We start from the raw sequence: 19426 nt of genomic DNA, 5'->3' as shown, positions 1-19426 counted from the left end.
ATCGTCTCAGGACTTGTCATCGGCCTTCCAGCCATCATCCTTTAGCACCGAGCCCACCGTGAGCATTGGTGCAGCATCAATATCGTCGGCGTCCATCATATTGGCCACCCGCTGCAACGAAGCCAGAATCATGGTCTGCTCCCACTCCGCCAGGCTCTGAAACTTCCGTGTGAAGTCTTCCTGAAGCGGGTTCGGTGCTCGCGAGAGAATTTCCGCCCCCTCACTCGTCAGATGCGCATGAACCTTGCGTTTGTCCTGGGTGCTGCGAACACGATAAACCAGTTTACGATGCTCCAGCCGATCAAGAATCGTGGTCACGGTTGCCTGGCTCAGGCTCACCTTGTCGGCAATGGTTCCGATAGTCACTTCACCCAGATCGCGGATGCTGCGCATAATCAGCAATTGCGGCCCCGTCAGCCCCGCATGCTTGCTCAGACGTTTGGAATGCAGGTCAGTTGCTCGAATCACCCGGCGCAACGCCACCAAAACCTCTTCATAATTGTTCAACGCACCACTCCGCTTCGTTTTGCCGAATTATTTATAACACTAACTATTAGAGGTCCTTGCTCCTGATTTTGCAAGCAGTACTACCCACACCCATCGGTGCGTATTGCACTGACCTGCCGGTCCTTTTACGAATTTTCGCATTTTTCCGCCAACCACTATGCTAAGGTCATCCTCTTGTTCAATTTCCGCAAAAACGGACACGGCCCAATGAACACCCGAACACCCAACACCCTCCTGCACAGCCCTTCCTGGAAGCGTCTGACAACCTTCTTCGCTTCAGGCCTGATCGCACTGCTATTCAGCTCCTTCACGATGGCCCAGGAGCCGGGTGAGAACCTTACCGCCGAGGACGTGCGGCAACGAATCGACACTGCGGAAGAACCCATGTATACACCGTTTGTCGAGCTGTACCTGCTGGAGGAAACCAAAGCACTGCGCAAGGAAATGATGAACACACGCGCCGAGCTGATTGAAAAGGTTGTGGACAAGGAGCTTTCGGTGGCCGACAAAACCATGTCGTACGCCACCGATACCGTTACCTACTTTTTCTACCTGATCGCTGGCGCCACCTCCATTCTCGTGGTCATTGGCTGGAATTCAATTCGCGACATGCGCAACCAGCTCACCAGCCTCGCCGAGAAGCGGGTCAACGAACTGGTCGTCGAATATGAGAAGCGCCTGGAATTCATCGAAGATCAGTTGAAGCAGAAATCCAACATCATTCATCAGAACCAGGCCGAGATCGAACGCACCAACGAAGTGCATTCTCTTTGGTTGAAGGCCAGTCAGGAAACCTCTCAACAGAACAAGATTTCTGCCTACGATACGATCCTGGATCTGCGGCCTGACGACGTGGAGGCACTAAGTTACAAGGCCGATGCGGTGCTGGAAATGCAGGAGCCACTGTGGGCGATCAGCCTGTGCCAGCGCGCCCTGAAACTGGCCCCTGAAAACGGTCATGCACACTACCAGCTGGCCTGCGCCTATGCCGAAATCGGTCGCTGGGACGATGCAGTGACGACGCTGCAAAAGGCGATTAATATCTCAGAGGCGTATAAGGACGACGCCTCCGTCGACCCTAGCTTTGAACAGTTGAGGGATCACGATAGTTTCCGGAAACTGATTTTTACCGACGACGTGGACCAGTCTGACGCCTGACGCGACAGGCCGGCATGCACTTTGTTCGTCTATTGTCGGAAAAAACAAACTTGACCTTCCGGCACATTCACTGACGCTGCACGCTTGACAAGGTGGCAGGTGTGTTGTTTGTTTACATCGTTGAGAACATAAGAAAAACCCTGACACAAAACAGGACAGACCCAATGAGAACACCAATCAAGAAACTCGTATCCGCTGTTGCAACATCCATTGCCGTTATGGGCGCTGGCCAGGCCGCTGCCGAAATCAAGGTAGGTATCGCAGGACCTATGACCGGCCCTGTCGCCCAGTACGGTGATATGCAATTTTCCGGTGCCCGCATGGCGATCGAACAGATCAATGCCAATGGCGGTGTTATGGGAGAGAAACTTGTAGCCGTTGAACAGGACGACGTTTGTGATCCCAAGCAGGCCGTCACCGTTGCCAACAACATGGTCAACGAAGGCGTGCGCTTCGTGGTCGGCCACTTGTGCTCCAGCTCCACCCAGCCGGCTTCCGACATCTACGAAGATGAAGGCATCCTGATGGTGACGCCAGCATCGACCAGCCCTGATATTACCGAGCGAGGCTATGAACTGGTATTCCGTACCATCGGTCTGGACAGCATGCAGGGCCCGGTCGCCGCCAACTACCTGATCAGCCAGAAGCCGGAACGTGTCGCCGTTGTTCACGACAAACAGCAGTACGGTGAAGGCATCGCAACGGCTGTTCGTGACACCCTCGAAGAAGCCGGTGTTGAAGTGGCCATGTTTGAAGGTATTACCGCCGGTGCCAAGGACTTTTCATCGCTGGTTACCAAGCTCAGGCAGGCTGACGTGGACTACGTCTATTATGGCGGCTACCACCCGGAACTCGGCTTGATCCTGCGCCAGGCACAACAGGCCGATCTTGACGCCACTTTCATGGGCCCGGAAGGTGTGGGCAACAAAGACATCAACACCATCGCCGGCGATGCGGCCGAAGGCCTGCTGGTCACGTTGCCGCCGAGCTTCGATGAGAAAGACGAAAACCAGGAACTGGTCCAGGCCTTTGAAGAAAAAGGCGAAGATCCTTCCGGTCCTTTCGTACTGACGTCCTACACCGCCGTACAGCTGATTGCCGATGGCATTGAAGCCGCCGAATCAACGGATCCGTTCGATGTTGCCGAAGCGCTGCGCGCAGGCACATTCCAGACGCCCATCGGTACCGTTGAGTACGACGGCAAGGGCGATATGGAATCGTTTGAGTTTGTTGTCTACGAATGGCATTCAGATGGCAGCAAAACTCCGGTAAACTAAGCCGCAATCGTTAACAAACGGTAATTATGAGAACACCTTCTCACCGCGATCCGGGAGAAGGTGTTTTTCTAGGCCCCTGATGATCCTGTATCCAGTACGCCCGGCACCCCGGGCCGAGCCTGCATGCAGTGGAAGGGGCAGGCTATCGGAGTCCCACACAGATGCAAGACCTCCTGTATTTTATTCAGCAGCTCATTAACGGGCTGACGATCGGGAGCACCTACGCCCTGATCGCCATCGGTTACACGATGGTTTACGGCATCATCGGCATGATCAACTTTGCCCATGGTGAGATTTACATGATCGGCGCCTACACCGCCCTGATCGCCATCACCGGCCTTGCCGCACTGGGCATTGCCTGGCTGCCGCTGATACTGATCGTGGCGCTGGTCTGCGCGATGATCGTTTCCAGCTCAATGGGCTGGGCGGTGGAGCGGGTGGCCTACAGACCGGTTCGCGGAAAGCATCGCCTGATCCCGCTGATCTCCGCCATCGGCATGTCCATCTTTCTTCAGAACTACGTCCATCTTGCCCAGGGATCACGCAACATCGGTTTTCCTGCGCTGATAGAAGGCGGATTCCGGTTCGGTGCCGAAGATTCATTCCAGACCTCTATCTCCTACATGCAAGTCACCATATTCGTTACCACATTGATCTGCATGACAATCCTCTCCCTGTTCATATCCCGCTCCCGCATCGGCCGCGCCTGTCGGGCCGTCTCCCAGGATCTGGGCATGGCCAATCTGCTGGGCATCGACACCAACCGCATCATTTCCGCGACGTTTGTGATCGGTGCCGCACTGGCGGCCGTCGCGGGCCTGCTTCTGGGTATGTACTACGGCTCCATTGATCCGCTGTTTGGATTCATTGCGGGGCTGAAGGCATTTACGGCCGCCGTCCTGGGGGGTATTGGAAGTATTCCCGGCGCCATGCTTGGAGGGCTTATTCTAGGAGTTGCCGAGAGCATGACCTCCGGTTACCTCAGCGGTGAGTACAAGGACGTTGTATCGTTCGGCCTGCTTATCCTGATTCTGCTGTTCAAACCCACCGGCCTGCTCGGCAAACCGGAGGTTGAAAAGATCTGATGGTTGCTCATAACCTGAAACACGCGCTGTTTTGCGCCATTGTCACCCTGATCATTTCGTACCCCATTCTGGGATTCAACCTGGCCAGCGAAGGCACCACGGTTACCCTTGAAGGGGCCAAGACCTCTACCGTTATCGGTGTGCTGCTGGCAGCGGTTATTGTCTTCCTGTTCCAGTTGTTCCGGGACACGCTGATGGGGTCACTGCGGCAACTGCCTGCAGTAAACCCGCTGGCCAACCGCAAGCCCATGGAACAGAGTAAGCGACTGAAACTGGATTCTGTCCTGCTCACATTGATGATCATAGGCGCCCTCATCTGGCCGTTTATTGCCTCTCGCGGCGCGGTGGATCTGTCCACCCTGGTGCTGATCTACGTCATGCTGGCACTGGGCCTGAATGTGGTTGTCGGCCTCGCGGGCCTGCTGGATCTGGGCTACGTCGCGTTCTACGCCGTAGGTGCATACACCTTTGCCATGCTGTCGCAGTATTACGGCGTTTCATTCTGGTTCGCGCTGCCGATCGGCGCCCTGCTCGCTGCCCTGTTCGGGCTGGTGCTCGGCTTTCCGGTACTGCGATTGCGCGGGGATTACCTGGCCATCGTCACACTCGGGTTTGGGGAAATCATCCGCATCCTGCTGAATAACATGACCAACCTGACGGGCGGGCCCAATGGTATCGGCGGCATTCCCGACCCCACTCTGTTTGGCATGGAGTTCGGCCGCCGGGTGAAGGAGGAAGGCAATACGTCGTTCCATGAAACCTTCGGCATTGCCTACAGCGGTGAGCACAAGGTCATTTTCCTCTATCTGATTGCCCTGGTACTGGCCGTCATTACCGCTATCGCTATTCGCCGCCTGATGCGCATGCCCGTAGGCCGTGCCTGGGAAGCCCTCCGCGAAGACGAGATTGCGGCTAAATCCCTGGGGTTGAACCGGACTGCGGTCAAGCTTTCCGCCTTTACCATCGGCGCTTTCTTCGCCGGCTTCGCCGGTACGGTGTTCGCCTCCAAACAGGGCTTTATCAGCCCGGAATCCTTTGTGTTCCTGGAATCGGCCATCATTCTGGCGATTGTGGTGCTAGGCGGCATGGGCTCCCAGATGGGGGTCATTCTCGCTGCAATTGCGGTCACTATACTGCCGGAACTGGCGCGGGAGTTCTCCGAGTACCGGATGCTGATCTTCGGCGCGGCCATGGTGCTGATGATGGTCTGGCGCCCGCAAGGCCTGCTGCCCATGCGACGCATCCACATTGAACTGAAAAAGCAGGAGTGACGGATAATGCTTGAAGTACAGAATCTGTCGATGCGCTTTGGCGGGCTCCTGGCGGTGGATCAGGTGTCGCTGGACGTACAGGAACATGAGATTGTGGCGATCATCGGCCCCAACGGGGCCGGCAAAACCACGGTATTTAACTGCATGAGCGGTTTCTACAAACCCACTGGTGGCAAGATCCTGTTCAAGGGAGGCGAAATCCAGGGTAAGCCGGACTATAAGATTTCCCGACTTGGTTTGGTCCGAACCTTTCAGCACGTGCGACTGTTCAGCCGTATGACGGTGGTGGAAAACCTGCTGGTGGCCCAGCACCGCCACCTCAACACCAACCTGCTCTCCGGCATCCTGAATACGCCCAACTATCGGGAGAAAGAGCAAAAGTCGCTGGACCGGGCCGCCTACTGGCTGGACCGGGTGGGGCTGACGGACATGGCGAACCGGGAAGCTGGCAATCTGGCCTATGGCCAACAGCGCCGTCTTGAGATCGCCCGCTGCATGGTGACCGAGCCCGAGCTGCTGATGCTGGATGAACCCGCTGCCGGCCTGAACCCGGCCGAAACCAAAGACCTGAATCAGCTGATTATCAGTCTTAAGGAAGACTACAACGTCTCTGTGGTGCTGATTGAGCACGACATGAGCCTGGTGATGGACATCTCCGACCGCATTACTGTAATCAACCAGGGGCGCCCCCTGGCCAGCGGCACACCGGATGAGATTCGCCGCAACGATGATGTCATCAAAGCCTATCTGGGTGAGGCCTGAGGAATAACCATGCTTGTACTAGAAGACGTCCATACCCATTACGGCAAGATCGAGGCACTTCACGGGGTTTCTGTTGAAGTAAAGAAAGGTGAGATCGTGTCGTTGATCGGTGCCAATGGCGCCGGTAAGACTACCCTGCTGATGACCGTCTGCGGGAATCCTCAGGCCACCTCTGGCCGGGTGATTCTCCAGGGACGGGACATCACCCGTGACCTCACGTCGAACATCATGCGCTCGGGCATTGCCATCGTGCCGGAAGGCCGGCGCGTGTTTTCTGGCCTGACCGTTGAAGAAAACCTCCACATGGGCGGTTTTTTCAACACCAAATCGGAAATCCGCAAAAGCCAGGACCACGTCTACGAACTGTTCCCGCGCCTGAAGGAGCGGGAACACCAGCGGGCAGGCACCATGTCGGGTGGCGAGCAGCAGATGCTGGCCATCGGGCGGGCGCTGATGAGCAAACCGAATATGATCATCCTGGACGAGCCCTCGCTTGGGCTGGCGCCGCTGGTGATCAAACAGATCTTCGAGATTATCGGGAAGCTGCGCGAAGAAGGTATTACTGTGTTCCTGGTGGAACAGAATGCACATCAGGCTCTGAACCTGGCCGATCGAGGCTACGTGCTGGAAACCGGACGCATCCGCCTGCACGATACCGGGAAAAACCTACTGGCCAACCCGGACGTTCAGAATGCCTATCTCGGTGGTTGATGGGATAGCCACCCGCCGATAGAAGGGCGTAACTAAACGCAAAAAAGCCGGAACATGGTGTCATGTTCCGGCTTTTTTGTAACACCTGGCATCAAGCAATCACTTACTTAACGCTCTTGATGGTGCCCTTGTAACCTTCAACGGATACGTTGATGGTTCCGAATACCACGTAATCGTCCTTCTGGACGGTGTAACGTGGAGCGACAATCACGTCAGCACCGGATTCCTGAATGGCGTTGTAGGCGGCAGCTGCCTTAACAGCTTCAACTGGATTCGGCAGCGCGAAAGGCAATGCACTGCCACCGTTACCGCCGGCAGAGTAGGCAACGCCGTCAGCGTATTCAGTTTCAGCGCCCAGGGTAAAGAACAGAACCTTGGTTGCCGAGGATTGACCAGAGATTTTCTCGCCTACTTCGATGTCGGCCTTAACGTCGGTAGCGACGGAGCCGGACAGCGGCAGGGAAGGAGCACTGGTGTTCAGTGAGGAACAGCCAGTCAGTGCGCCGGCAAGAATCAGTGATGATGCGACAAGAACTTTTTTCAAAACTCAATCTCCATGTGTTGTGTACAAGCCTTCATGGCCGCGCGCACTATACCCAAACCGACCCTATATAACAAGATCGTTTCAAAAGAACGTTTTTTAGCCGATTTAGAAATATGAACACATGATCACACTTTGGATTTATGGGCCAAATCAATCACTCAGCGCCTTTGTAATTTGCCTTCCTGAGATTTCAACTATACTCAGAGTCAACGGTCAACCTGTCTCCACGGGAAATCAGTCAGGGCCGTTAGCGCGCCGGTCCCGGGACCCTTTCAGGTGGGTATGGCGCGTTTGCGACGACAGCTAAACCAAACAAGGAGTGGATAATGAAAAAACTCATCGCAGGTGCACTGCTCATGGGTGCTTCTACCCTGGCCTTTGCTCAGCCTGGTTGCGGCGTAGGTGCAATGATCTGGAAAGGACAGTCAGGCATCGCCCCCCACGTTCTGGCAGCAACCACCAACGGTACTTTCGGTAACCAGACGTTTGGTATGACCACCGGCACCCTGGGTTGTCAGACCAACCAGTCTGTGCAATCCATGGCCATGTACATGGACAGCAACATCGATAAGGTTGCCCGCGACATGTCCCGTGGCTCCGGCGAAAACCTGGACACGGTGGCCGTGCTGCTGGGTGTGGACGAAGCGGATCGCGACTCTTTCCGCAAAGTTCTGCAGGACAACTTCGCCACCATCTTCCCATCGTCCGACACCACCTCTGGCGAGGCTGTCGATGCCATCGTAGCCCTGCTGGAGCAGAACGATACGCTGAGCAAGTACGTAGCCGCCTGATCTTCGGGCGCGAAGAAAAAGGAGTTTGCGCGCCATGGACGGCGCAACGAATGTCTCACCATCCACCCGTCGCCTAACCCGGAATTGACTGACCATCCATGCGCACTTTGCTTCGGTTCGCCCTGGCCCCTATATGGCTAGCATCCTGTTTCAATGCATTTGCAACATCGCTCCCCGACACCGGAAACCTACATCAGAATCCTGCGTGGTTGACCCTGCTCCATTACCAACCCGACCGCTTCGGCGACGGCTACACCGGTCAGGCGGACGACGATGCCTTCTACCTCAGCGATAACGGCAAAACCTCACCAAAGGCGGAACTGGAAGCCACAGTCGCGGCCATCACCCAGCCCGGAGGCGGGAATGAGCACGCGCGCTGCCGCTTCCCGGCACGGGACCGCTGGCTAAGGGCACAACTGGACCTGCCCGGGCAACCCGCAAGTTGCCCCGCTTTCGAGGAGTGGACCGACGAGTTGAATACCGAAACCGTGACACTGGTATTTGCCGCGTCCTACCTGAACAGTCCGTCGTCCATGTTTGGCCATACGTTCCTGCGACTGGACCCGCCCAGGGAAGACGAGGAAACGAACCTGATCCTGGCCAACACCATCTCTTACGCCGCCGATGCGGCCGCCCACGATAGCGAAATTCTGTTCGCCTATAAGGGCATTTTTGGTGGCTACCCGGGCATTACCTCCATCCAGCCCTACTACGAAAAAATTCGCCTCTATTCCGACATTGAGCACCGGGACCTGTGGGAGTACACACTCAACCTCACCCAGGCGGAAGTGGACATGATGCTCGCCCATACCTGGGAGATACGCGAGCGCAATTTCGATTACTATTTTTTTGACGAGAACTGCGCCTACCGCCTGCTGGCCCTGATCGACGTCGCCCGGCCCGGCACCGACCTGCTGGGGGAAGTCGGCACCCATGCCATTCCCTCGGACACGGTGCGATGGGTTGTCGACAAGGGACTTGTCGACTCCGTCTACTACCGCCCGTCTGCGGCGACCAACGTCAGCCACCGCATCGACGCCCTGCCCGACGACCATCAGACACTCGCCGCCGCCATCGCCAACGGCTATGTGGATGCCGATGCACCCGAGGTACAGGCATTGAACGATGAACCGCGTGCGCGGGTGCTGGACGCCACCTACGACTATGTTCGTTACCAAAGCGAAGCCGAGGGCTGGCCCAGGGAACATGCAGCCCCACTCTCCCATGACCTGCTAAGGGAACGCAGCAAGATCCGCGGAGTCGCGATAAAGGACAGCCCCCCTGAGCCTGCCATCCGGGACGACCAGGGCCATGACACCTTTCGCGCCAGCGTCAGCGGCGGGCGCATGGGTGACCGCAACTTCAGCGAACTCACGTTACGCCCCGCCTATCACGATATACTTGACCCACCCGCCGGCTACCGTGGCGGAGCACAGCTCCAGTTCCTACGACTGGATGCCCGCCTGTACACGGACAACAACGAAGTACAGATTGAACAGCTGACCGGCGTGGAAATCCGCTCACTCTCGCCGCGCAACCAGTTCTTCTCGCCGCTATCCTGGCAAGTCGGCTTCGGCGGCCGCCGCACTGACACCGAAACCAACCGCGTATTCACCCCCTACCTGGAGGGCGGCGCCGGTGGCAGCTGGCAGCTGGCACCCGGCACCCAAGCCTTCGCCATGGCCACTGCCGACCTGGAAATCGACGACGACCTGGGACGCGGCTACGACGCCGCCCCCGGCGCCGACCTGGGTATACTGCATCAGAACAACCAGTTCAGCCTTCTGGGCGGCGTGAAAACCAAAGCCTGGATCGTCAGCAGCCAACACCGACAGGATCAGGCCTACCTGGAAGGCAACTGGCACCTCGAACGGGACTTCAGCCTGTTCGGAAAATTCAGCCGTGAAGACCACTACGACAGGTACCGCAGCACATGGCAACTCGGACTCCACGCCTACTTCTGACAATTCAGAGAACACTGGCCGGCCTCACCGCCGCGTTTACCCTGCTGCTGCAGACCGGCTGCAGCAGCGTGTTCTTCTATCCGGACCAGGTCACCTACATCACCCCGGACCGCCTGAACCTGGACTACGAAAATGTGTTCGTGGAAACCCCCGACGGCGAAACCCTCCACGGCTGGTGGCTCCCCGCCAGCTCCGAACCGAAAGGCACTGTTTACTTTCTTCACGGCAACGCCCAGAACATCAGCAGCCACATCATGAACGTCGCCTGGCTGCCTGAGAAACACTACAACGTCTTTCTGATCGACTACCGGGGGTATGGGCGCTCCACCGGCGCACCGGACATAGAAGGCACCCTGCACGACGCAGAGACCGGCCTGCGATGGCTGGTTGACCAGCCGAACGTACAGAACCAGCCCCTGTTCCTGCTGGGCCAGAGCCTGGGTGGCGCACTGGGAACCGCCCTGGCCAGTGAATGGGTAAAGCGGGGCGAGCAACCACCCCTGGACGGCGTGATCCTCGACGGCACCTTCTCCGGCTTCCGCGCCATTGCCCGTGAAAAACTCGGCGACTTCTGGTTGACCTGGCCGCTTCAGATCCCCCTGAGTTGGACCATTACGGACGAGTATGAAGCCTATGAGCGTATTGCCGACATAAGCCCGGTACCGGTGATGGTTATTCACAGTGAGCGGGATGGGATTATTCCGTTTCATCATGGGGAGCGGTTATACCGGGCAGCAAAAGAGTCCAAGCGGTTTTTACAGACGGATACCGGGCATGCGTCGACATTTGTGATTCCGGGGTACAAAGAAGAAGTTCTGGATTTTATGAGGCAGTAGGCGCGAAAAAGATTCGTGGAGCGCGCAGGGCAAGGCTGTTCAGGAACGTGCGGAGCCATGGATGGCGGAGCCCGAGCCCACATGGACGTGCTTGTGGCGATTCCTGAACAGCCTTGCCCGGCGCGCTCTGACTCCGAATCTCGAAGGCCAACAAACAAAAAGCCCGCCAGGCTCAAATGAGTGGCGGGCTTTTTTGTCGGATTACGCCTTGCGGCTAATCCGACCTACGGGAGGCAGAATTACAGCGCGGACAGATCCGTCGGCTGCTCACCTTCCTTCACTTCCTTCATGGACAGCTTCACGCGACCACGGTTGTCGACGTCCAGAACCTTCACCAGAACTTCCTGACCTTCGCTCAGCTCGTCAGTCACGTTCTCGATACGGCGCTCGGAGATCTGGGAAATGTGCACCAGACCATCCTTGCCAGGCAGGATGTTAACGAAGGCACCGAAGTCCACGATGCGCTCAACGCGACCGCTGTAGATAGCGCCAACTTCGATTTCCGCAGTGATTTCCATCACCCGCTTCATCGCAGCATTGGCCGCATCCTGATTGTCGGCATAGATCTTCACGTTGCCATCGTCATCCAGATCGATGGAAGCACCGGTCTCGTCACAGATGGAGCGGATAGTGGAACCGCCCTTGCCGATAACGTCGCGGATCTTCTCCGGGTTGATCTTGATGGTCGTGATGCTCGGCGCACGGCTGGAAAGCTCTTTGCGCGGTGCAGAGATAACCTTGGCCATCTCACCCAGGATGTGCAGACGTGCTGCATTGGCCTGATCCAGCGCAATTTCCATGATCTCGTCGGTGATGCCCTGAATCTTGATGTCCATCTGCAGAGCAGTGATACCCTCAGAGGTACCCGCCACTTTAAAGTCCATATCGCCGAGGTGATCCTCATCACCCAGGATATCGGTCAGAACCGCGAACTGGTCGCCTTCCTTGACCAGACCCATGGCGATACCGGCCACCGGCGCCTTGATGGGCACGCCCGCATCCATCAGTGCCAGGCTGGAACCACAGACAGACGCCATGGAGCTGGAACCGTTGGATTCAGTGATCTCTGATACCGCACGGATGGTGTACGGGAATTCTTCCATGGTGGGCATAACCGCTGCCACACCACGCTTGGCCAGACGGCCGTGACCAACTTCACGACGACCCGGCGTACCCACACGGCCAGCTTCGCCAACGGAGTACGGAGGGAAGTTGTAGTGGAACAGGAACGGGTCTTTACGCTCACCTTCCAGGGCATCGATGATCTGCATATCACGCGCGGTACCGAGCGTGGTGGTTACGATGGCCTGGGTCTCGCCACGGGTGAACAGGGCAGAGCCGTGGGTGCTGGGCAGAACGCCAACTTCCACTTCGATCGGGCGAACGGTCTTGTTGTCGCGGCCGTCGATACGAGGCTTGCCGTCGATAACCTGCTGGCGAACGATGGTCTTCTCAACCTTGGCGAAATACTTCTTCACTTCGTCTTCCGCCGGCTGACCTTCTTCTTCTCCGGCCAGTTTTTCAACGGCAGCGGACTTGATCTCGCTCAAGCGGGCATAGCGCTCCATCTTGTCACGGATGCCATAGGCCTGCTCGATATCGGCCGAAAAGTCAGCCTTTACAGCGTTCAGAAGCTCAGTGTTCTCTGCTTCTGGCTGCCACTCCCAACGAGGCTTGCCAACTTCAGCGGCAAATTCCTTGATCGCGGTAACCGCTGTCTGCATTTCCTGGTGCCCGAAGAGCACGGCGCCCAGCATCTGGTCTTCTGTCAGGCCCTTGGCTTCGGATTCAACCATCAGAACCGCGTCTTCAGTACCGGCAACCACCATGTCCAGCAGGGAGGTTTCCAGTTCTTCAAAGGTCGGGTTCAGGAAGTAGCCACGCTCATTGGTGTATGCGACGCGGGATGCACCGATAGGACCATCGAACGGGATACCGGAGATGGACAGGGCGGCGGAAGCGGCCAGCATGGCGGCAATATCCGGATCCTGGTTCTTGCTGGAGGACATGACCGTCGTGATGACCTGGGTTTCGTTCATGAATCCCTTGGGAAACAGCGGACGAATCGGACGGTCAATCAGGCGAGACGTCAGGGTTTCTTTCTCGGACGGACGGCCTTCACGCTTGAAGAAACCACCCGGGATTTTGCCCACAGCGTAGGTTTTCTCGAAGTAGTTAACGGTCAGCGGGAAAAACGGCTGGCCCGGCTTGGCTTCCTTGGCCGCAACCACGGTACCCAGTACCGAAATGTCGTCTACAGTGACCAGCACAGAGCCGGTGGCCTGGCGGGCGATGCAACCGGTTTCAATGGTGACGGTCTTGCCGCCGAGTTCGAACGATTTTTTAACGGGATTAAGATCCACGGTAACTCCTGAATTCATCATTTCAATTGGTTGACCCGGATAACTCGCCCCTGCGAATTATCCGCTATAACTGCAACATCGCCTGAAGTGATGAACTGAAGGGTAGCCCGTCTGAAAGCTAACAGGCTGTTGCAAAACCCCGGGGCGTAAGCCACCTGGCTAAACCGGGCTTTTCAACAACCTGCTATCAATTTCAGCTTTCCGTTACGACAGGGAGTTCCTTCAGGGTTCACAGACAGACACGATGCAGGAGAGAGGCACAACCAGCGGGGCTATCAAAGCCCCGCCGGCCGTTAAGTACAACCGGATTAGCGACGCAGGCTCAGACGCTGGATCAGGTCCAGGTAGCGGTCTGCGTTCTTACGCTTCAGGTAATCCAGCAGTTTACGACGCTGGTTAACCATCCGGATCAGACCACGGCGGGAATGGTGATCCTGCTTGTTGGTCTTGAAGTGATCCTGCAGCTTGTTGATGTTGTGGCTCAACAGTGCAACCTGAACTTCAGGAGAACCGGTATCGCCATCACCCTGCTGAAAATCCTTAACGATCTGTGCTTTCTCGTCGGCAGAAAGTGCCATAAAACTCACCTCATTGTCGCGATGCTATCGAATTCGGCCGAACCACGCATCTCTACAGCCCGGCTAACTGGCAATAACCCTCAAAGGGCTATCAGCCACTCTTCACCAGACGACGAGGCACCAGTTTGGTCGCCTCCCCCTCCGGGAATCCTTCCGCCAGCCCGACAAAACGCCCGTTGCCATAAAGGCGAACGAACCCTTCCGCGGGCTGACCAGATATTCTAACTGGTTGTCCGTTCAATATCGACACCAGCGAACTGCCTTCCAGATCCCGCTCCGGGAACATGGACAGAGCAGCATCCGGGGCCACCAGCAGGCCATCCAGACTTTCACCTTCTTCGCGCATGGACTCCAGCATTGAAACCTCACGGGCATCCGCCAGCGTGAAACCGGAGGCCATGGTGCGGCGCAGTGCCGTGACATGGGCACCGCAGCCCAATGCCTCGCCAATGTCCTCCACCAGCGAGCGAATATAGGTGCCTTTCGTGCAACTTACCGCGATATCAATCTCGGTCTCGCGCACCTCCAGCAGCGTCAGCTCGTATATGGTCACCGGGCGCGACGGACGCTCCACCTCAATACCTTCGCGCGCGTATTCATAGAGCGGTTTGCCCTTGTGCTTTAGCGCGGAGTACATGGAGGGAACCTGCTGGATATCGCCACGAAAGCGCTCCAACACCGGTTCCAGTGCATCGGCATCGAGCCCAGGGGGCACAGGTTTCTCAGCAACCACGGCACCTTCGCTGTCCCCGGTTTCGGTACGGACACCCAGGCGAGCGGTGGCGATGTAGGCTTTGTCGCTGTCCAGCATCATCTGGGAAAACTTGGTGGCTTCACCAAAGCACAACGGCAACACGCCCGTGGCCAGCGGGTCCAACGCACCGGTGTGACCGGCCTTGGCCGCCCCGAACAGGCGTTTTACCTGCTGCAGGATGCCGTTGGACGTAATGTCCATCGGCTTGTCGATCACCAGTATGCCGTTTACATCGCGACCTTTACGACGTCGACTCAAGCCTTTTGCTCCGGATCATCAGACGCCCCGTCGTTGCGGGCGTCGTCGTCACGGTCAACCACTGGCTTGTCGCCAACCGCTTCCCGAATCAGGTTGTCCATGTGACGGCTGTGCCCAAGCAACGTATCGAAATGAAAACGCAACTGGGGCGTCACCCGCAATTTCATGGCACGGCCGACCTGCCCTTTCAGGAAGCCAGCCGCTTTATTCAGCACTGTCAGGGAATCCCGCACCTGCGGCGACTCCTCGGTCAGCTCTTCGGTGGTCAGCAGCGATACGTAAACGTCTGCATACCCCAGGTCACGGCTCACCTTGACGGCATTCACCGTGACCATGCCCACCCGCGGGTCTTTGACCTCCCGCTGGATGAGCTGGGCCAGCTCCCGCTGCATCTGATCGCCGATGCGATCAATCCGGCTGAACTCTCTTGGCATCAGGTTTCCTTTAATCTCAGGCGCATCACGCGCCGGTGGACTCAAGCTTACGCTCAACCCGAACGCGATCGAATACCTCGATCTGGTCGCCGACTTTCACGTCGTAGCCCTTAACGCCGATACCACATTCCATACCGTTGCGGACTTCCGGCACGTCGTCCTTGAAGCGGCGCAGCGATTCCAGCTCGCCTTCAAAGATAACCACGTTGTCACGCAGGACACGGATCGGCTTGTTGCGGTAAACGTTACCCTCGGTGACCATACAGCCAGCCACCTGGCCAAACTTCGGCGAACGGAACACATCACGCACATCGGCAATGCCCACGATATCCTCGCGGAATTCCGGCGCCAGCATGCCGGTCAGAGCTGCTTTCACATCATCAATCAGGTTGTAGATGATGCTGTAGTAGCGTAGATCCAGACCTTCCTGCTCCACCAGACGCTTGGACGCGGTGTCCGCACGCACGTTGAAGCCGAAGATAACCGCGTTGGTCGCCATGGCCAGACTGATGTCCGTCTCTGCGATACCACCAACGCCCGACGACACGATCTTGACCTGTACTTCGTCGTTACCAAGATCCTGCAGCGACTTGGTGATGGCTTCCAGGGAACCACGAACGTCGGTCTTGAGCACCACGTTGAGGGTTTTGACCTCGTCCTTGCCCATATTCTCGAACAGGTTCTCAAGCTTCGCAGCCTGCTGCCTGTGCAGACGCTGCTCCCGCTCGCGGGACTGACGGAATTCCGCCAGTTCCTTGGCCTTCTTCTCGTCAGCCACAGCAAAGAACTCATCACCAGCGTTCGGCGTGCCATTCAGGCCCAGGATTTCCACCGGAATGGAAGGCCCGGCTTCTTTGACCTGCTTGCCGGCCTCGTCGGTCATGGCGCGAACCTTACCGAAGAAGGAACCAGCCACCACCATCTCGCCCTGACGGAGCGTGCCGTTCTGCACCAGTACGGTAGCCACGGAACCGCGACCACGCTCAAGGCTGGATTCGACCACCACACCCTTCGCAGGTGCATCCGGAGAGGCCTCGAGCTCAAGGATTTCAGCCTGCAGCAGCAGTGCCTCAAGCAGATCTTCAATGCCGTCACCGGTATGGGCGGATACAGGGATAAACTGAACGTCACCGCCCCAGTCTTCCGGAATAACTTCCATACCCGCCAATTCGGTCTTGATACGATCCGGGTCGGCCTCTTCCTTGTCCATCTTGTTGATGGCAACGACGATGGGAACGCCGGCGGAACGTGCGTGATCCACGGCTTCCTTGGTTTGCGGCATAACGCCGTCATCGGCGGCCACCACCAGGATAACGATATCGGTGCACTGGGCACCCCGCGCACGCATCGCCGTGAAGGCGGCGTGGCCCGGAGTATCCAGGAAGGACACCATGCCATGGTCGGTTTCAACGTGGTACGCACCGATGTGCTGGGTGATACCCCCAGACTCGCCGGACGCCACCTTGGTGCGGCGAATGTAATCCAGCAGCGAGGTCTTACCGTGGTCAACGTGACCCATCACACTGACAACCGGCGCACGCTTGGTCTTTTCCTTGCCTTCAAAGGAGAATTCGCTCAGAACCTCTTCCTCAAACGCATCTTCACTCACTGTGTTGGCTTTGTGACCGAGTTCCTCAGTCACCAGCACAGCGGTTTCCTGATCGAGAGCCTGGTTGATTGTCGCCATTACCCCCATGCCCATCAGTTTCTTGATGACGTCCGCTGACTTGACCGCCATCCGCTGGGCAAGATCACCCACTGTGATCGTCTCGGGAATATCGACTTCTCGTACCATTGGCTTGGTCGGCCTCTCGAAAGCATGACGCTTTTCTTTGGGTTTCTTTTTCGCACGGAGCGGCTTGCGCAGCGTGGTGTCTTCTTCCTCTTCATTGATAATCAGAGGCTCTTCCACCGGACGGCTGCGCGGCCCACGATGCCCTGCGGACTTCTTCTTGGGCTTGCCCTCCTCGGGCTCATCACCGCGCTCGCGGGCCTTTTCCTTCTTCTTCTTCGGCTTTCGGTCCTTGCCTTCGCCTTCTTCAGGCGGCGGAATCGGCATGTCTTCCGGCGCGGGAACCGGTGACGGTTCCGGCTCAGCAGCCACTTCCGGCTGAGCTTTTTCAGCCGGTTTTTCGTCAGCAGCCGGCTCTTCAGCCGGAGAATCTGACACCGGCGCTTCCGGCTTCGGCGCATCCGCAGGCTGTGTCTGCTCAGCCGCGACTGTCGCTGGGGCCTCTTCCGGGGCCGCAGCCGCCTGCTCGGCAGCTTCTTCCTGCTTCGCCGCTTCCGGTTCGAGCTCGGCGCGCTTGATATACGTACGGCGCTTGCGAACCTCAACATTGACCGTTTTGGTACGGCCCGCTTTCAGCGTGGTTGTTGTCTTGCGCTTAAGAGTGATTTTCTTGGGCTCAGCCTCACTCTCACCGTGATTCTTTTTCAGATAGGTCAGCAACTGCTGCTTCTCATCACTGGTAACAGAATCCCCTTCGGAGCGGGCTTTCAGGCCAGCCTCCACGATCTGTCGCAGCAAACGATCCACGGGAGCGCCTACATCTGCGGCCAGTTGTTTTACCGTTACATCAGCCATACTGGTCCTCCTCCCGATTAAGCCTGGTCTTCAAACCAGGGGGCGCGTGCTGCCATAATCAACTGGCCGGCACGCTCTTCTTCCATTCCTTCAATGTCGAGCAAGTCGTCAACCGACTGCTCTGCAAGATCTTCCATGGTACGAATCCCCATACCGGCCAGCTTGAAAGCCAGGCCACGATCCATACCGTCCATTGCGAGAAGATCTTCTGCGGGCTCAGCGCCCTCTAGCGCCTCTTCACTGGCCAGGGCCTGATTCAACAGGGCATCCTTGGCACGGCGACGCAATTCGGTCACGGTTTCTTCATCAAAACCGTCAATGGCAAGCATCTCTTCCATGGGGATGTACGCTACCTCCTCAATGGAGGTAAACCCTTCCTCAATGAGGACACCTGCAAATTCTTCGTCCACATCCAGATTGCCGGTGAAGTGCTCGAGCAGAGAATTATACTCCTGCTCCTGACGCTCACCTGCTTCCTCTTCTGTCATGACGTTCAGCGTCCAGCTGGTAAGGTCCGTCGCCAACCGAACATTCTGACCATTCCGGCCAATCGCCTGGGCCAGATTGTCCTCAGCTACTGCCACTTCCATGGTATGGCGGTCCTCGTCCATGACGATGGACGCCACTTCCGCCGGTGCCATGGCATTGATGACCAGTTGCGCGGGATTGTCGTCCCACAGCACGATATCCACACGCTCGCCACCCAACTCGTTGGAAACTGCCTGTACTCGTGAACCACGCATGCCCACGCAGGCACCCACCGGATCAATCCGGCGGTCGTTGGTCTTGACCGCAATCTTGGCGCGGGAGCCTGGATCCCGGGCTGCGCCACGAATCTCAATCAGCTCCTCCGCGATTTCCGGCACCTCAATGCGGAACAGTTCGATCAGCATCTGCGGATCGGTACGGCTCAGAATCAGCTGCGGGCCGCGATGATCGGTACGGATTTCCTGCAGCAGAGAGCGCACACGATCGCCCATACGGAACGTTTCACGGGGAATCAGGTGTTCACGGGGCAGCAAGGCTTCGGCGTTGGCACCCAGATCCACGATGACGTTGTCACGTGTCACTTTCTTTACGGTGCCAGAGACGAGCTCACCCACGCGATCCCGGTAGCTGTCGACAATCTTGGTGCGCTCGGCTTCCCGCACTTTCTGGAATATGATCTGTTTCGCTGCCTGGGCACCAATACGGCCGAAGGCAACGGATTCCACTTTCTCTTCGTGGATATCGCCGGGCTGCAGACTCTTGTCGATTTCTTCCGCTTCCTGCATGGTCAGCTCGGTGCCCAAAGCAGGAACCGCATCGTTATCAACCACCAGCCAGCGACGAAACGTTTCATATTCGCCGGTGCGGCGATCGATGGAAACGCGGATGTCCGCTTCCTCGTCGTCGTAGCGTTTTTTGGCAGCGGTGGCGAGTGCCAGCTCGATTGCTTCGAAGATCACGTCCTTCTCGACACCTTTCTCGTTCGAGACGGATTCAACCACCAGCAAGATCTCTTTACTCATTGGATTGCCCTGCCCTTAAAAATAAACTTTGCGTC

Annotated in this window: 17 protein-coding genes; 9 read left to right on the top strand and 8 right to left on the bottom strand. The window is 57.3% G+C overall.

Annotation, left to right across the window (positions count from 1 at the left end):
- Window positions 1–6: 6 nt before the first annotated feature.
- Entirely contained in the window at window positions 7–507 is a 501-nt protein-coding gene (locus tag R1T46_RS07540; protein WP_007153086.1) for a MarR family winged helix-turn-helix transcriptional regulator, read from the bottom strand.
- A gap of 312 nt (window positions 508–819) precedes the next feature.
- Between R1T46_RS07540 and R1T46_RS07535 the strand changes: the two genes are divergently transcribed.
- The 6 genes from R1T46_RS07535 to R1T46_RS07510 all read left to right on the top strand — a co-directional run bounded on the left by R1T46_RS07535 (window position 820) and on the right by R1T46_RS07510 (window position 6771).
- The gene (locus R1T46_RS07535; protein WP_317308278.1) at window positions 820–1665 is read left to right on the top strand and encodes a tetratricopeptide repeat protein; all 846 of its coding nucleotides are present in this window, start codon (window positions 820–822) and stop codon (window positions 1663–1665) included.
- Between the two features lie 164 nt (window positions 1666–1829).
- Window positions 1830–2942 carry a branched-chain amino acid ABC transporter substrate-binding protein gene (locus R1T46_RS07530; protein ID WP_317307877.1) on the top strand — a complete coding sequence of 371 codons (1113 nt, stop codon included), beginning with the start codon at window positions 1830–1832 and terminating at the stop codon, window positions 2940–2942.
- Between the two features lie 161 nt (window positions 2943–3103).
- On the top strand, window positions 3104–4027 hold the full coding sequence (gene livH / locus R1T46_RS07525; protein WP_317307876.1) for a high-affinity branched-chain amino acid ABC transporter permease LivH: 924 nt from the start codon (window positions 3104–3106) through the stop codon (window positions 4025–4027).
- On the top strand, window positions 4027–5298 hold the full coding sequence (locus R1T46_RS07520; protein ID WP_317307875.1) for a high-affinity branched-chain amino acid ABC transporter permease LivM: 1272 nt from the start codon (window positions 4027–4029) through the stop codon (window positions 5296–5298). Before livH ends, R1T46_RS07520 begins: the two co-directional genes overlap by 1 nt.
- A 6-nt stretch (window positions 5299–5304) precedes the next feature.
- Window positions 5305–6060, top strand: a complete 756-nt coding sequence (gene livG / locus R1T46_RS07515) for a high-affinity branched-chain amino acid ABC transporter ATP-binding protein LivG (RefSeq protein WP_317307874.1) — start codon at window positions 5305–5307, stop codon at window positions 6058–6060.
- Window positions 6061–6069: 9 nt separating this feature from the next.
- Window positions 6070–6771 (top strand): ABC transporter ATP-binding protein, encoded by a 702-nt coding sequence (locus R1T46_RS07510; RefSeq protein WP_007153092.1) that lies wholly within the window; start codon window positions 6070–6072, stop codon window positions 6769–6771.
- A 103-nt stretch (window positions 6772–6874) separates the two neighbouring features.
- Here R1T46_RS07510 and R1T46_RS07505 read toward each other — a convergent pair whose 3' ends face one another.
- On the bottom strand, window positions 6875–7315 hold the full coding sequence (locus R1T46_RS07505) for a hypothetical protein (RefSeq protein WP_317307873.1): 441 nt from the start codon (window positions 7313–7315) through the stop codon (window positions 6875–6877).
- A gap of 326 nt (window positions 7316–7641) precedes the next feature.
- On the opposite strand from R1T46_RS07505, the gene R1T46_RS07500 reads away from it, so the two are divergent.
- The 3 genes from R1T46_RS07500 to R1T46_RS07490 all read left to right on the top strand — a co-directional run bounded on the left by R1T46_RS07500 (window position 7642) and on the right by R1T46_RS07490 (window position 10906).
- Window positions 7642–8106: a DUF3015 domain-containing protein gene (locus tag R1T46_RS07500; RefSeq protein WP_317307872.1), complete on the top strand. Its 465-nt coding sequence runs from the start codon at window positions 7642–7644 to the stop codon at window positions 8104–8106.
- 98 nt (window positions 8107–8204) lie between these two features.
- On the top strand, window positions 8205–10070 hold the full coding sequence (locus R1T46_RS07495; RefSeq protein WP_036208582.1) for a DUF4105 domain-containing protein: 1866 nt from the start codon (window positions 8205–8207) through the stop codon (window positions 10068–10070).
- A complete protein-coding gene (locus tag R1T46_RS07490; RefSeq protein WP_317307871.1) occupies window positions 10040–10906 on the top strand; it encodes an alpha/beta hydrolase in 867 nt (288 codons plus the stop codon). Before R1T46_RS07495 ends, R1T46_RS07490 begins: the two co-directional genes overlap by 31 nt.
- 239 nt (window positions 10907–11145) lie before the next feature.
- Here R1T46_RS07490 and pnp read toward each other — a convergent pair whose 3' ends face one another.
- From pnp to nusA, 6 genes are all read right to left on the bottom strand, one after another.
- Complete coding sequence (gene pnp, locus R1T46_RS07485; RefSeq protein WP_317307870.1) at window positions 11146–13269, bottom strand: polyribonucleotide nucleotidyltransferase; 2124 nt, start codon at window positions 13267–13269, stop codon at window positions 11146–11148.
- 308 nt (window positions 13270–13577) lie between these two features.
- On the bottom strand, window positions 13578–13847 hold the full coding sequence (rpsO, locus tag R1T46_RS07480; RefSeq protein WP_007153099.1) for a 30S ribosomal protein S15: 270 nt from the start codon (window positions 13845–13847) through the stop codon (window positions 13578–13580).
- Window positions 13848–13938: 91 nt separating this feature from the next.
- Window positions 13939–14859 (bottom strand): tRNA pseudouridine(55) synthase TruB, encoded by a 921-nt coding sequence (truB, locus tag R1T46_RS07475; protein WP_126811546.1) that lies wholly within the window; start codon window positions 14857–14859, stop codon window positions 13939–13941.
- Window positions 14856–15293, bottom strand: a complete 438-nt coding sequence (gene rbfA / locus R1T46_RS07470) for a 30S ribosome-binding factor RbfA (protein ID WP_036207858.1) — start codon at window positions 15291–15293, stop codon at window positions 14856–14858. The genes truB and rbfA overlap by 4 nt, the downstream gene beginning before the upstream one ends.
- Before the next feature lie 25 nt (window positions 15294–15318).
- Window positions 15319–17880 (bottom strand): translation initiation factor IF-2, encoded by a 2562-nt coding sequence (gene infB, locus R1T46_RS07465; protein WP_286811349.1) that lies wholly within the window; start codon window positions 17878–17880, stop codon window positions 15319–15321.
- 17 nt (window positions 17881–17897) lie between these two features.
- The gene (gene nusA / locus R1T46_RS07460) at window positions 17898–19391 is read right to left on the bottom strand and encodes a transcription termination factor NusA (RefSeq protein ID WP_036212210.1); all 1494 of its coding nucleotides are present in this window, start codon (window positions 19389–19391) and stop codon (window positions 17898–17900) included.
- Window positions 19392–19426 lie beyond the last annotated feature (35 nt).

The sequence above is a fragment of the Marinobacter salarius genome, from assembly GCF_032922745.1.
GTDB lineage: Bacteria > Pseudomonadota > Gammaproteobacteria > Pseudomonadales > Oleiphilaceae > Marinobacter.
This window is presented reverse-complemented; position numbering and strand designations above follow the sequence as displayed.

What these genes read in the sequence shown, in the direction of transcription:
- R1T46_RS07535 (WP_317308278.1), top strand. Translation starts at nt 820, where the DNA reads ATGGCCCAGGAGCCGGGTGAGAACCTTACCGCCGAGGACGTGCGGCAA.
- R1T46_RS07530 (WP_317307877.1), top strand. Translation starts at nt 1,830, where the DNA reads ATGAGAACACCAATCAAGAAACTCGTATCCGCTGTTGCAACATCCATT.
- livH (WP_317307876.1), top strand. Translation starts at nt 3,104, where the DNA reads ATGCAAGACCTCCTGTATTTTATTCAGCAGCTCATTAACGGGCTGACG.
- R1T46_RS07520 (WP_317307875.1), top strand. Translation starts at nt 4,027, where the DNA reads ATGGTTGCTCATAACCTGAAACACGCGCTGTTTTGCGCCATTGTCACC.
- livG (WP_317307874.1), top strand. Translation starts at nt 5,305, where the DNA reads ATGCTTGAAGTACAGAATCTGTCGATGCGCTTTGGCGGGCTCCTGGCG.
- R1T46_RS07510 (WP_007153092.1), top strand. Translation starts at nt 6,070, where the DNA reads ATGCTTGTACTAGAAGACGTCCATACCCATTACGGCAAGATCGAGGCA.
- R1T46_RS07500 (WP_317307872.1), top strand. Translation starts at nt 7,642, where the DNA reads ATGAAAAAACTCATCGCAGGTGCACTGCTCATGGGTGCTTCTACCCTG.
- R1T46_RS07495 (WP_036208582.1), top strand. Translation starts at nt 8,205, where the DNA reads ATGCGCACTTTGCTTCGGTTCGCCCTGGCCCCTATATGGCTAGCATCC.
- R1T46_RS07490 (WP_317307871.1), top strand. Translation starts at nt 10,040, where the DNA reads ATGGCAACTCGGACTCCACGCCTACTTCTGACAATTCAGAGAACACTG.
- rpsO (WP_007153099.1), bottom strand. Translation starts at nt 13,847, where the DNA reads ATGGCACTTTCTGCCGACGAGAAAGCACAGATCGTTAAGGATTTTCAG.
- rbfA (WP_036207858.1), bottom strand. Translation starts at nt 15,293, where the DNA reads ATGCCAAGAGAGTTCAGCCGGATTGATCGCATCGGCGATCAGATGCAG.
- infB (WP_286811349.1), bottom strand. Translation starts at nt 17,880, where the DNA reads ATGGCTGATGTAACGGTAAAACAACTGGCCGCAGATGTAGGCGCTCCC.
- nusA (WP_036212210.1), bottom strand. Translation starts at nt 19,391, where the DNA reads ATGAGTAAAGAGATCTTGCTGGTGGTTGAATCCGTCTCGAACGAGAAA.